The sequence below is a fragment of the Pseudomonas sp. A6 genome, from assembly GCF_052367875.1.
Taxonomy (GTDB): Bacteria; Pseudomonadota; Gammaproteobacteria; order Pseudomonadales; family Pseudomonadaceae; genus Pseudomonas; species Pseudomonas citronellolis.
This window is the reverse complement of the sequence record NZ_CP198970.1, coordinates 5,792,713-5,805,089: the sequence shown is the minus strand read 5'-3', so window position 1 is coordinate 5,805,089 and position 12,377 is coordinate 5,792,713. Positions and strand designations below refer to the sequence as shown.

The window sequence follows — 12,377 nt, the reverse complement described above, 5'->3', positions numbered from 1 at the left end:
CCAGGCAAAGAAAACCAATAGACGGGGCGCATGAAGCGCCCCGCGTCATAACGGGCGGTACCAATGCTCAACAAATATCCACTGTGGAAATACCTGCTGATCCTGGCGGTGCTTGCCGTCGGCTTCATCTATTCCGCACCCAACCTCTACCCGGACGATCCGGCCGTGCAGGTCAGCGGCGCCAGTAGCGCGCTGCAGATCACCCAGGCCGACATCGACAAGGCCAGCAAGGCGCTGACCGACGCCGGCATCGCCGTCAAGGCGGGCAGCCTCGGCAAGAACAGCGGCCTGATCCGCCTGGTCAAGCAGGAAGACCAGCTTCCCGCCAAGGACATCGTGCGTCGCGCCCTGGGCGACGACTACGTGGTCGCCCTGAACCTGGCGCAGACCACCCCGAACTGGCTGCGCAACATCGCCGCCCACCCGATGAAGCTGGGTCTCGACCTTTCCGGCGGCGTGCACTTCCTCCTCGAAGTGGACATGGACAAGGCCGTCGACGCCCGTCTGAACGTCTACGAGAGCGAGATCAAGAGCGCCCTGCGCAAGGAGCGCCTGCGCTACCGCAGCCTGCCGGTGCAGGACCGCGCCATCCAGCTGGGCTTCACCGACGACGAATCGCTGGACAAGGCCAAGGCGCTGATCGCCAAGGACTACCGCGACTTCGAGGTGACCCAGGATTCGCGCAACGGCATGCAGGTGCTGCGCCTGGCCATGACCGCGGCCAAGCTCGCCGAGATCCGCGAATACTCGATCAAGCAGAACCTCACCACCGTGCGCAACCGCGTCAACGAGCTGGGCGTGTCCGAGCCGCTGGTGCAGCGCCAGGGCGCCAACCGCATCGTGGTCGAGCTGCCGGGCGTGCAGGACACCGCCGAAGCCAAGCGCATCCTCGGCAAGACCGCCAACCTGGAATTCCGCCTGGCCGCCGAGCCCGACGCCATCAAGTCGGCCACCGAGACCTTCGAGTTCCGCGAGCCGCGCCGCCCGCCGGTGGCCCTGGAGCGCAGCGTGATCATCACCGGCGACCAGGTCACCGACGCCAGCGCCAGCTTCGACGAGAACGGCCGCCCGCAGGTGAACATCCGCCTCGACGGCCACGGCGGCGAGCTGATGAACCGCGCCACCCGCAACAACGTCGGCCGCAGCATGGCCGTGGTGTTCATCGAGCAGAAGCCGATCACCCGCTACACCAAGCAGGTGGTCGACGGCGTCGAGCAGGAAGTCGCCGTCCCGGCCTTCAAGGAAGAGAAGAAGATCATCAGCCTGGCGACCATCCAGTCGGCCCTGGGCAACCAGTTCCGCATCACCGGCCTCGACGGCCCGGGCGAGTCCTCGGAACTGGCCCTGCTGCTGCGCGCCGGCGGCCTGGCCGCGCCGATGTACTTCGCCGAGGAACGCACCATCGGCCCGAGCCTGGGTGCGGACAACATCGCCAAGGGCATCGACGCCTCGCTGTGGGGCATGGTGTTCGTGTCGCTGTTCATCATCGTCATCTACCGCTTCTTCGGCGTGATCGCCACCGTCGCCCTGGGCTTCAACATGGTCCTGCTGGTGGCGCTGATGTCGATCCTCGGCGCGACCCTGACGCTGCCGGGCATCGCCGGTATCGTGCTGACCATGGGCATGGCGGTGGACGCCAACGTGCTGATCTTCTCGCGGATACGCGAGGAACTGGCCGGCGGCATGTCGGTGCAGCGCGCCATCCACGAAGGCTTCAACCGCGCCTTCACCGCCATCGTCGACGCCAACCTGACCTCGCTGCTGGTCGGCGGCATCCTCTACGCCATGGGCACCGGCCCGGTGAAGGGCTTCGCCGTGACCATGTCGCTGGGCATTCTCACCTCGATGTTCACGGCCATCATGGTCACCCGCGCAATGGTCAACCTGATCTTCGGCGGGCGTGACTTCAAGAAGCTGTGGATCTAAGGGGGATCATGAGATGAATATCAAGATCGGTACCATCAACTTCATGGGCGTGCGCAACATCGCGTTCGCCGCCACCCTGGTCCTCACCCTGATCGCCCTCGGCAGCTGGATCACCAAGGGCATCAACTTCGGCCTGGACTTCACCGGTGGCACCCTCATCGAGCTGAACTACCAGCAGCCGGCCGACCTGGGCAAGGTCCGCGACGAGCTGGTCAAGGCCGGCTATGCCGAGGCCGTGGTGCAGAGCTTCGGCGACACCAGGGACGTGCTGGTGCGCATGCCCAGCGAAGACCCGGAGCTGGGCAAGAAGGTCGCCGCGGCGCTGCAGCAGGCCGACACCCAGAACCCGGCCAGCCTCAAGCGCGTGGAATACGTCGGCCCGCAGGTCGGCGAGGAACTGCGCGACCAGGGCGGCCTGGGCATGCTCCTGGCCCTGGGCGGCATCCTCATCTACGTCGGCTTCCGCTTCCAGTGGAAGTTCGCCGTGGGCGCCATTCTCTCGCTGATCCACGACGCCATCATCGTGATGGGCGTGCTGTCGTTCTTCCAGATCACCTTCGACCTGACCGTGCTCGCCGCGGTGCTGGCGGTGGTGGGCTACTCGCTGAACGACACCATCGTGATCTTCGACCGGGTGCGCGAGAACTTCCGCGTGCTGCGCAAGGCCAGCCTGATCGAGAACATCAACATCTCGACCAGCCAGACCCTGCTGCGGACCCTGGCCACCTCGATCTCCACCCTGCTGGCCATCGCCGCGCTGCTGTTCTTCGCCGGCGACAACCTGTTCGGCTTCTCCATCGCGCTGTTCGTCGGCGTGCTGGCCGGCACCTACTCGTCGATCTACATCGCCGACGTGGTGCTGATCTGGCTGAAGCTCTCGGCCGAGGACCTGATCCCGCCGCAGGCCAAGGAAGTCGACGACCGCCCCTGAGGCCGTCCTGCCGTCCTTCGAAACTCCCGCTCCGGCGGGAGTTTTTCTTTGTGCGCGATCCGGCCGTGTGTCGGCATGCAGTGGCGCATCGTGAAGGAATGTCGGAACTTTCCTAAGAATTCCCTGCTCCAAGGCAAGGACAAGGGCAGGTGCCCGTATGAAAGGAAAGCCAGGAGGTCTATGTGAACAAGTCGTTGCTCATCGGTACCGTGTTGGGCGCAGTCGGCGTTACGGCGGGTGGAGCGGTGGCCACGTACAGCCTGGTGGACCGCGGCCCCGAGTATGCCGAGGTGGTCGCCGTCCAGCCGGTCAAGGAGACCATCAAGACTCCGCGCCAGGTCTGCAAGGACGTGGCGGTCACCCACCAGCGCCCGGTCAAGGACCAGCACCAGATCGTCGGCACCGCCATCGGCGCCATCGCCGGCGGCCTGCTGGGCAACCAGATCGGCGGCGGCAATGGCAAGAAGATCGCCACCGTGGCCGGTGCGGTTGGCGGCGGCTACGCCGGCAACAAGGTGCAGGAAGGCATGCAGGAGCGTGACACCTACACCACCACCGAAACCCGCTGCAGCACCGTGAACGACGCCAGCGAGAAAGTGGTGGGCTACGACGTCAAGTACATGCTCGACGGCAAGGCCGGCCAGGTGCGCATGGACCGCGACCCGGGCAGCCAGATCCCGGTGGACAAGAGCGGCCGGTTGATCCTCAGCCAGCAGTAAGCATCGAAGCACGAGAAGGCGCCCCGCGGGGCGCCTTTTTCGTTTCCGGCAGAAGCTCTTTGTAGGAGCGAGCTTGCTCGCGAATGAGCCTCGTAGCGGAGTCTGTTCGCGAGCAAGCTCGCTCCTACGAGAATCCGTGCCGCCCATAGCGTAGGAGCGGATCTTATCCGCGAATCGCGCCGATACCTCCGGCTATCGCGGACAAGGTCCGCTCCTACAGGGGGCTGTGCCGAGGTGCTTTCGTAGGATGGGTTGAGCTTGCGATACCCATCGGGCCATGGTGATGGGTATCGCTTCGCTCAACCCATCCTACGGGGAGTTGAGCTTGCCGGAGGACTCGCTGGATGCGCCCAACAAAAAGCCCGGCACATGGCCGGGCTTTTTCATTCCGCTGGCGCTCAGCGCTTGAACGACGGCGGCAGGTGCGGCTGGATGCTGGTCAGCAGCGCCTTGAAGCACTTGGTGTTGCCGGCGACGATGTGGCCCTTCTCGAGGAATTCGTGGCTGCCGGTGAAGTCGCTCACCAGGCCGCCGGCTTCCTGCACCAGCAGGGCGCCCGCAGCCATGTCCCACTCGGACAGGCCGAACTCCCAGAAGGCGTCGAAGCGGCCGGCCGCGACGTAGGCCAGGTCCAGGCTGGCGGCGCCGGCGCGGCGGATGCCGGCGGTCTGGCCGACCAGGCTGCGGAACATGCCCAGGTAGGCGTCCAGATGGTCCAGTTGGCTGTCGCGGAACGGGAAGCCGGTGCCCAGCAGGGCGCCTTCCAGGCTCTTGCGGTTGCTCACCCGCAGGCGGCGGCCGTTCAGCGCGGCGCCGCGGCCGCGGCTGGCGGTGAATTCTTCCTGGCGCACCGGGTCGAGGACCACGGCGTGCTCCAGGCGGCCCTTGTACTTGCAGGCGATGCTGACGGCGAAGTGCGGGACGCCGTGGATGAAGTTGGTGGTGCCGTCCAGCGGGTCGATGATCCACAGGTAGTCGGCGCCTTCGCCGCTGCCCTCGAGGTAGCCGCCTTCCTCGCCCATGATGCCGTGGTTCGGGTAGGCCTTGCGCAGGGCGGTGACGATGCTGAGTTCGGCGGCGCGATCGACTTCGGTGACGTAGTCCTTGGCGTCTTTTTCGTTGACCGAGAGGGTGTCCAGGCGTTCGATGGAGCGGAAGATCAGTTCACCGGCGCTGCGGGCCGCGCGCAGGGCGATGTTCAGCATGGGCTGCATGGAGAGGTCACCTGGATGATGTTAAAGAAAGCCGAACATTGTACCAGAAAACCGTGGCGCTCATAGGGCGGCCTGTCGCTTGCGTGGCGCAAGACCGAGCGCTGCGGTAGGATTCCGTTCCTTTTCGTATCTGCTTGTGTGGAGAGCTTCGGTTGCTCGACAGAATTCGCGTGGTGCTGGTGAACACCAGTCATCCCGGCAATATCGGCGGTACCGCCCGGGCCATGAAGAACATGGGCCTGTCGCGCCTGGTGCTGGTCGACCCCATGGACTTCCCCAGCGGCGAGGCGGTGGCCCGCGCCTCCGGGGCGACCGACATCCTCGACGCCGCCCAGGTGGTGCCGACCCTGGAAGACGCCCTGGTGGGCTGCAGCCTGGTGCTCGGCACCAGCGCCCGTGACCGGCGCATCCCCTGGCCGCTGCTCGACCCCCGCGAGTGCGCGACCACCAGCCTGCAGCACGCCCAGCAGGGCGGCGAGGTGGCCCTGGTGTTCGGCCGCGAGTACGCGGGTTTGACCAACGAAGAATTGCAGCGATGTCAGTTCCACGTGCACATTCCCGCCAACCCCGAGTTCAGCTCGCTGAACCTGGCGACGGCGGTCCAGGTGCTCGCCTACGAGGTGCGCATGGCCTGGCTGGCCGCCGAAGGCCAGCCGACCAAGCAGGAGAAGCTGGAGACCACCGCCATGCTCAACAGCCTGCCGGTCACCGCCGACGAGCTGGAGCGCTTCTACGCGCACCTGGAGTCCACCCTGGTCGACATCGGCTTCCTCGACCCGCAGAAGCCGCGGCACCTGATGTCGCGCCTGCGCCGCCTGTACGGCCGCGCCGGGGTCAGCAAGCTGGAGATGAATATCCTCCGGGGTATCCTCACCGAAACACAGAAGGTCGCGCAGGGCGCGGCCTGCAAGCGGAGTGAAGATGATGTTTGAGCGTGTGCGCGAAGATATCCAGAGCGTATTCCATCGCGACCCGGCAGCGCGCAATGCCTTCGAGGTACTCACCTGCTACCCCGGCCTGCACGCCGTGTGGCTGCACCGCCTGGCCCACCTGCTGTGGACTTCCGGCTGGAAGTGGCTGGCGCGCCTGGTGTCCAACTTCGGCCGCTGGATGACCGGCATCGAGATCCACCCGGGCGCCAGGATCGGCCGGCGCTTCTTCATCGACCACGGCATGGGTATCGTCATCGGCGAGACCGCCGAGATCGGTGACGACGTGACCCTCTACCAGGGCGTGACCCTTGGCGGCACCAGCTGGAACAAGGGCAAGCGCCACCCGACCCTGGCCGATGGCGTGGTGGTCGGCGCCGGCGCCAAGGTACTCGGCCCGTTCACCGTCGGCGCCGGGGCGAAAGTGGGCTCCAACGCCGTGGTCACCAAGGAAGTGCCGCCGGGCGCCACCGTGGTCGGCATTCCCGGGCGCATCATCATGAAGGACGACGCCGAGCAGCAGGCCAAGCGCCAGGCCATGGCCGAGAAGCTCGGCTTCGACGCCTACGGCGTCAGCCAGGACATGCCCGACCCGGTGGCCCGCGCCATCGGTCAGTTGCTCGACCACCTGCAGGCGGTCGACGGCCGGCTGGAGGGCATGTGCCAGGCGCTGACGGCCCTGGGTAGCGACTATTGTGCGAAAAAGCTGCCGGAGCTGCGTGAAGAGGACTTCGCCGGCGTCAAGGATGAAGAGGGCAAGGCGGCGCATTGATGCGCCGCTAACGATTTCCTGCTACATTATGCCGCCCTTCGCTGGCTAATCCCGAGTAATTTGATAGGTCTTATAGTTGACTCAAATACTCGGAAATGGCATCCTTTCGCCAGTCCAGTGATCCATTCGGGAATGTTCCATGCGTCTGACCACCAAAGGCCGCTATGCCGTAACCGCCATGCTCGACCTGGCGTTGCATGCCCAGCGTGGTCCGGTTTCCCTGGCGGACATTTCCGAGCGCCAGGGCATATCCCTGTCCTATCTCGAACAGCTGTTCGCCAAGTTGCGCCGTGGCAACCTGGTGACCAGCGTGCGCGGTCCCGGCGGCGGCTACCAGCTGTCCCGCGACATGGCCGGCATCCACGTCGCCCAGGTGATCGATGCGGTCAACGAATCGGTCGACGCCACGCGCTGCCAGGGGCAGGGGGATTGCCACTCCGGCGACACCTGCCTGACTCACCACCTTTGGTGCGACCTCAGCCAGCAGATCCACGAATTCCTCAGCGGCATCAGCCTCGCCGACCTGGTCGAGCGCCGAGAAGTCCAGGAAGTCGCGCAGCGGCAGGATGAGCGTCGTTGCGGAGGCACCGGCAAACGGCCGAGCCTCGATAAGATTGAAGCGTCCGCCATCGATTGAGCGCGCGCCAGCCTGTAGGAGTTACCTGATGAAATTGCCGATCTACCTCGACTACTCCGCTACCACCCCGGTGGACCCGCGCGTCGCTCAGAAGATGGCTGACTGCCTGCTGGTGGACGGCAACTTCGGCAACCCGGCCTCGCGCTCCCACGTGTTCGGCTGGAAGGCCGAGGAAGCTGTGGAGAACGCCCGCCGCCAGGTCGCCGAGCTGGTCAATGCCGACCCCCGCGAGATCGTCTGGACCTCCGGCGCCACCGAGTCCGACAACCTCGCCATCAAAGGCGTGGCGCACTTCTACGGCAGCAAGGGCAAGCACATCGTCACCTCGAAGATCGAGCACAAGGCGGTGCTGGACACCACCCGCCAGCTGGAGCGCGAAGGCTTCGAGGTGACCTACCTCGACCCCACCGAGGAAGGCCTGATCACCCCGGCCATGGTCGAGGCGGCGCTGCGTGACGACACCATCCTGGTCTCGATCATGCACGTGAACAACGAGATCGGCACCATCAACGACATCGCCGCCATCGGCGAGCTGACCCGCTCGCGCGGCATCCTGTTCCACGTCGACGCCGCGCAGTCCACCGGCAAGGTCGACATCGACCTGGACAAGCTCAAGGTCGACCTGATGTCCTTCTCCGCCCACAAGACCTACGGTCCCAAGGGCATCGGCGCCCTGTACGTGCGCCGCAAGCCGCGCGTGCGCCTGGAAGCCCAGATGCACGGCGGCGGTCACGAGCGCGGCATGCGCTCGGGCACCCTGGCCACCCACCAGATCGTCGGCATGGGCGAGGCCTTCCGCATCGCCAAGGAAGAAATGCACGCCGAGAACGAGCGCATCCGCGCCCTGCGTGACCGCTTCTTCGCCAAGCTCGAAGGCCTGGAAGAGCTCTACGTCAACGGCAGCCTGACCCAGCGCGTGCCGCACAACCTGAACCTGAGCTTCAACTACGTGGAAGGCGAGTCGCTGATCATGGCCCTGAAGGACCTCGCGGTCTCTTCCGGTTCGGCCTGCACCTCCGCCTCCCTGGAGCCGTCCTACGTGCTGCGCGCCCTGGGCCGCAACGACGAGCTGGCGCACAGTTCCATCCGTTTCACCTTCGGCCGCTTCACCACCGAGGAAGAGGTCGATTACGCCGCCGGTATCGTGGGGCAAGCCGTTTCCAAGCTGCGCGAGCTCTCGCCGCTGTGGGACATGTTCAAAGAGGGCGTCGACCTGTCCAAGGTCGAATGGCAGGCCCACTGACCCGCCCCATAGAAAGTGAGGATTAGCCATGGCATACAGTGACAAGGTCATCGACCACTACGAAAACCCGCGCAACGTCGGCAAGCTCGACGCCGAGGATCCCGATGTCGGCACCGGCATGGTCGGCGCGCCGGCCTGCGGCGACGTGATGCGCCTGCAGATCAAGGTCAACGAGCAGGGCGTGATCGAAGACGCCAAGTTCAAGACCTACGGCTGCGGTTCGGCCATCGCCTCCAGCTCCCTCGCCACCGAGTGGATGAAGGGCAAGACCCTGGACGAGGCCGAAGCCATCAAGAACACCACCATCGCCGAAGAACTGGCCCTGCCGCCGGTGAAGATCCACTGCTCGGTGCTCGCCGAGGACGCCATCAAGGCGGCCGTGCGCGACTACAAGCAGAAGAAGGGTCTGCTCTAACCGCTCAGTTGAGTAAGGAGTTCCCATGGCCATCAGCATGACCGAAGCCGCCGCCAAGCATGTCCAGCGCTCCCTCGAGGGGCGCGGCAAGGGCGAGGGCATTCGTCTTGGCGTGCGCACCACCGGGTGTTCCGGCCTGGCCTACGTGCTCGAGTTCGTCGATGAGCTGGCGCCCGAGGACCTGGTCTACGAGAGCCACGGCGTGAAGGTCATCATCGACCCGAAGAGCCTGGTCTACCTCGACGGCACCGAGTTGGACTTCACCAAGGAAGGCCTCAACGAGGGCTTCAAGTTCAACAACCCGAACGTTCGTGGCGAGTGCGGCTGCGGCGAAAGCTTCAACGTCTGAGGCCGGCGTGGGTAGTCCTTGTCACTTCGCGCTCTTCGACCTGCAGCCGGCTTTCCGCCTCGATCTGGATGCCCTCGGCCAGCGTTACCGTGAGTTGGTCCGCAGCGTCCACCCGGACCGCTTCGCCGATGCTTCCGAGCGCGAGCAGCGCGTGGCGCTGGAGCGCGCCGCCGAGCTGAACGACGCCTACCAGACTCTGAAGAGCGCGCCGCGCCGGGCGCTGTACCTGCTGTCCCTGCGTGGCCAGGCGCTGCCGCTGGAAGCCACGGTGCAGGACCCGGAGTTTCTCCTGCAGCAGATGCAGTTGCGCGAGGAGCTGGAAGACCTGCAGGACAGCGCCGACCTGGATGGCGTAGCCGCCTTCAAGCGCCGCCTGAAGGCTGCACAGCAGCAGCTGGAGGACAGCTTCGCCGATTGCTGGGACGACGCCGCGCGCCGCGAGCAAGCCGAGCGCCTGGTGCGCCGCATGCAGTTTCTCGACAAGCTGGCGCAGGAAGTGCGCCAGCTCGAAGAGCGACTCGACGATTAATCCGCGCGGCTCGTGCCGCGCCCGTTACGCCTGATTAGAAGCCGCATGGTCCTATTGCAGATCGCCGAGCCCGGACAAACCCCTCAGCCGCACCAGCGCCGGCTGGCCGTGGGCATCGACCTGGGCACCACCAATTCCCTGGTCGCCGCCGTACGCAGCGGCGTCGCCGCACCCCTGGCCGATGCCGAGGGGCGCCTGATCCTGCCGTCGGCGGTGCGTTACCTGGCCGACCGCGTCGAGGTCGGCGAGTCGGTCAAGCGCGGCGCCTCCGCCGACCCGCTGAACTCCATCATCTCGGTCAAGCGCCTGATGGGCCGCGGCCTGGAGGATGTGAAGCAGCTCGGTGGCCAGTTGCCCTACCGCTTCACCCAGGGCGAGTCGCACATGCCGTTCATCGAGACCGTGCAGGGCCCGAAAAGCCCGGTCGAGGTCTCCGCGGAAATCCTCCGCAGCCTGCGCCAGCGCGCCGAAGCCACCCTGGGCGGTGAGCTGGTCGGCGCGGTGATCACGGTGCCGGCGTATTTCGACGACGCCCAGCGCCAGGCCACCAAGGACGCCGCGCGCCTGGCCGGCCTGCACGTGCTGCGCCTGCTCAACGAGCCCACCGCCGCGGCGGTCGCCTACGGCCTGGACAAGAACGCCGAGGGCGTGGTGGCCATCTATGACCTGGGCGGCGGTACCTTCGACATTTCCATCCTGCGCCTGACCCGCGGCGTCTTCGAGGTCCTGGCCACCGGCGGCGACAGCGCCCTGGGCGGCGACGACTTCGACCATGCCATCGCCAGTTGGATCATCCAGCAGGCCGGCGTTTCCGACGACCTCGACCCGGGCAGCCAGCGCCAACTGCTGCAGGCCGCCTGCGCGGCAAAGGAAGCCCTGACCCTCAACGAAAGCGTCGAAGTCGCCTATGGCGACTGGCGCGGCAAGCTGGACCGCAGCCAGCTGGACGCCCTGATCGAACCCTTCGTCGCCCGCAGCCTCAAGGCCTGCCGCCGCGCCGTGCGTGATTCCGGCATCGAGCTGGAAGACATCGGCGCGGTGGTCATGGTCGGCGGCTCCACCCGCGTGCCGCGCGTGCGCCAGGCGGTGGGCGAGCTGTTCGGCCGCGAGCCGCTAGTGGATATCGACCCCGACCAGGTGGTGGCCATCGGCGCCGCCATCCAGGCCGACGCCCTGGCCGGCAACAAGCGCGGCGAAGAGCTGTTGCTGCTGGACGTCATCCCGCTGTCCCTGGGCCTCGAGACCATGGGCGGGCTGATGGAGAAGGTGATTCCGCGCAACACCACCATCCCGGTGGCCCGCGCCCAGGAGTTCACCACCTACAAGGATGGCCAGACGGCCATGATGATCCACGTGCTGCAGGGCGAGCGCGAACTGGTCAAGGACTGCCGATCCCTGGCTCGCTTCGAGCTGCGCGGCATCCCGCCGATGGTGGCCGGCGCGGCGAAGATCCGCGTCAGCTTCCAGGTGGACGCCGACGGCCTGCTGGCGGTGTCCGCCCGTGAGATGAGCTCCGGCGTCGAGGCGAGCATCCAGGTCAAGCCGTCCTACGGCCTGACCGACGGCGAGATCGCCCGCATGCTGCAGGACTCCTTCCAGTACGCCGGCGATGACATGAACGCCCGCGCGCTGCGCGAGCAGCAGGTCGAGGCCGAGCGCCTGCTCGAAGCCGTGCGCTCGGCGCTGGACGCCGATGGCGAGCGCCTGCTGGACGCCGACGAGCGGCTGGCCATCGAAGCCAGCATGGATACCCTGCGCGAACTGGCCGCCGGTAGCGATACCGCCGCCATCGAGCAACAGATCAAGCGTCTGTCCCAGGTGACCGACGCCTTCGCCGCGCGACGGATGGACGCTTCCGTCAAGGCCGCCCTGGCCGGTCGCCGGCTCAACGAAATCGAGGAATAAGCGAAGATGCCGCAGATCGTATTTCTGCCCCACCCCGAGCATTGCCCGGAGGGCGCGGTGGTCGAGGCCCAGCCGGGCGAGACCATCCTCAAGGCTGCGCTGCGTAACGGCATCGATATCGAGCACGCCTGCGAGATGTCCTGCGCCTGCACCACCTGCCACGTGATCGTGCGCGAGGGCTTCAACTCCATGGAGCCGTCCGACGAGCTGGAAGACGACATGCTGGACAAGGCCTGGGGCCTGGAGCCGGATTCGCGCCTGTCCTGCCAGGCGGTGGTGGCGGACGAGGACCTGGTGGTGGAGATTCCGAAATACACCATCAACCAGGTTTCCGAAGGTCATTGAGGGAGCGGACATGAGCCTGAAATGGACCGATGTGCTGGAAATCGCCATCCAGCTGGCCGATAGCCATCCCGACGTGGACCCGCGCTACGTCAACTTCGTCGACCTGCACAACTGGGTGGTCGGCCTGCCGGAATTCAGCGACGACCCGTCGCGCGGCGGCGAGAAGGTCCTGGAAGCCATCCAGGGCGCCTGGATCGAAGAGGCGGACTGAAGGCTCGACCCGGCCTTTCGTAGGAGCGAGCTTGCTCGCGAACCGCTTCTGCTCCCGCGGCCCGGGTTCGCGAGCAAGCTCGCTCCTACAGGTCTTTCGCTTTCGCCTGCCGCTTGCAGCTGCACTTATGCTTTTCCCCGAACCCGCGTATAATTCGCGGGTTTTATCTTTAGGTGTTCGGTCAGGTTCCCCGCGGTACCTGCCGGCGCCTGCCGGAACGCCGAGCGTGTACCGGCCCCGTGCGTGCCAGCC

14 protein-coding genes are annotated in these 12,377 nt (G+C 66.2%); 13 read left to right on the top strand and 1 reads right to left on the bottom strand.

Annotated elements, in window-relative coordinates; translation table 11 throughout:
- The first annotated feature begins 63 nt into the window (after positions 1 to 63).
- From secD to ACTWJ5_RS25485, 3 genes are all read left to right on the top strand, one after another.
- Entirely contained in the window at positions 64 to 1,926 is a 1,863-nt protein-coding gene (gene secD, locus ACTWJ5_RS25495) for a protein translocase subunit SecD (protein ID WP_253389853.1), read from the top strand.
- A 13-nt stretch (positions 1,927 to 1,939) separates the two neighbouring features.
- Complete coding sequence (secF, locus tag ACTWJ5_RS25490) at positions 1,940 to 2,857, top strand: protein translocase subunit SecF (RefSeq protein WP_009616157.1); 918 nt, start codon at positions 1,940 to 1,942, stop codon at positions 2,855 to 2,857.
- Between the two features lie 182 nt (positions 2,858 to 3,039).
- Entirely contained in the window at positions 3,040 to 3,576 is a 537-nt protein-coding gene (locus ACTWJ5_RS25485; RefSeq protein ID WP_444436790.1) for a glycine zipper 2TM domain-containing protein, read from the top strand.
- A gap of 398 nt (positions 3,577 to 3,974) precedes the next feature.
- On the opposite strand, the gene suhB is transcribed toward ACTWJ5_RS25485, so the two are convergent.
- Positions 3,975 to 4,790: a type III secretion system regulator SuhB gene (gene suhB / locus ACTWJ5_RS25480; RefSeq protein ID WP_009616159.1), complete on the bottom strand. Its 816-nt coding sequence runs from the start codon at positions 4,788 to 4,790 to the stop codon at positions 3,975 to 3,977.
- A gap of 152 nt (positions 4,791 to 4,942) precedes the next feature.
- Here suhB and trmJ point away from each other — a divergent pair, with 152 nt between their 5' ends.
- The 10 genes from trmJ to iscX all read left to right on the top strand — a co-directional run bounded on the left by trmJ (position 4,943) and on the right by iscX (position 12,125).
- Entirely contained in the window at positions 4,943 to 5,722 is a 780-nt protein-coding gene (trmJ, locus tag ACTWJ5_RS25475; protein ID WP_074978989.1) for a tRNA (cytosine(32)/uridine(32)-2'-O)-methyltransferase TrmJ, read from the top strand.
- On the top strand, positions 5,715 to 6,491 hold the full coding sequence (gene cysE, locus ACTWJ5_RS25470; RefSeq protein WP_009616161.1) for a serine O-acetyltransferase: 777 nt from the start codon (positions 5,715 to 5,717) through the stop codon (positions 6,489 to 6,491). Before trmJ ends, cysE begins: the two co-directional genes overlap by 8 nt.
- Positions 6,492 to 6,630: 139 nt before the next feature.
- Positions 6,631 to 7,128, top strand: coding sequence for a Fe-S cluster assembly transcriptional regulator IscR (gene iscR / locus ACTWJ5_RS25465; RefSeq protein ID WP_009616162.1), 498 nt, complete (start codon positions 6,631 to 6,633; stop codon positions 7,126 to 7,128).
- A gap of 28 nt (positions 7,129 to 7,156) precedes the next feature.
- A complete protein-coding gene (locus tag ACTWJ5_RS25460; RefSeq protein WP_009616163.1) occupies positions 7,157 to 8,371 on the top strand; it encodes an IscS subfamily cysteine desulfurase in 1,215 nt (404 codons plus the stop codon).
- Positions 8,372 to 8,399: 28 nt separating this feature from the next.
- Entirely contained in the window at positions 8,400 to 8,786 is a 387-nt protein-coding gene (gene iscU, locus ACTWJ5_RS25455; protein WP_074978984.1) for a Fe-S cluster assembly scaffold IscU, read from the top strand.
- Between the two features lie 25 nt (positions 8,787 to 8,811).
- Positions 8,812 to 9,135 (top strand): iron-sulfur cluster assembly protein IscA, encoded by a 324-nt coding sequence (gene iscA, locus ACTWJ5_RS25450; protein WP_009616165.1) that lies wholly within the window; start codon positions 8,812 to 8,814, stop codon positions 9,133 to 9,135.
- A 7-nt stretch (positions 9,136 to 9,142) separates the two neighbouring features.
- The gene (hscB, locus tag ACTWJ5_RS25445; protein WP_043273029.1) at positions 9,143 to 9,664 is read left to right on the top strand and encodes a co-chaperone HscB; all 522 of its coding nucleotides are present in this window, start codon (positions 9,143 to 9,145) and stop codon (positions 9,662 to 9,664) included.
- A gap of 45 nt (positions 9,665 to 9,709) precedes the next feature.
- Entirely contained in the window at positions 9,710 to 11,569 is a 1,860-nt protein-coding gene (hscA, locus tag ACTWJ5_RS25440; protein ID WP_116422908.1) for a Fe-S protein assembly chaperone HscA, read from the top strand.
- Positions 11,570 to 11,575: 6 nt separating this feature from the next.
- Positions 11,576 to 11,914, top strand: coding sequence for an ISC system 2Fe-2S type ferredoxin (gene fdx / locus ACTWJ5_RS25435; protein WP_009616168.1), 339 nt, complete (start codon positions 11,576 to 11,578; stop codon positions 11,912 to 11,914).
- 10 nt (positions 11,915 to 11,924) lie between these two features.
- On the top strand, positions 11,925 to 12,125 hold the full coding sequence (gene iscX / locus ACTWJ5_RS25430) for a Fe-S cluster assembly protein IscX (protein ID WP_253389851.1): 201 nt from the start codon (positions 11,925 to 11,927) through the stop codon (positions 12,123 to 12,125).
- Positions 12,126 to 12,377: the final 252 nt, after the last annotated feature.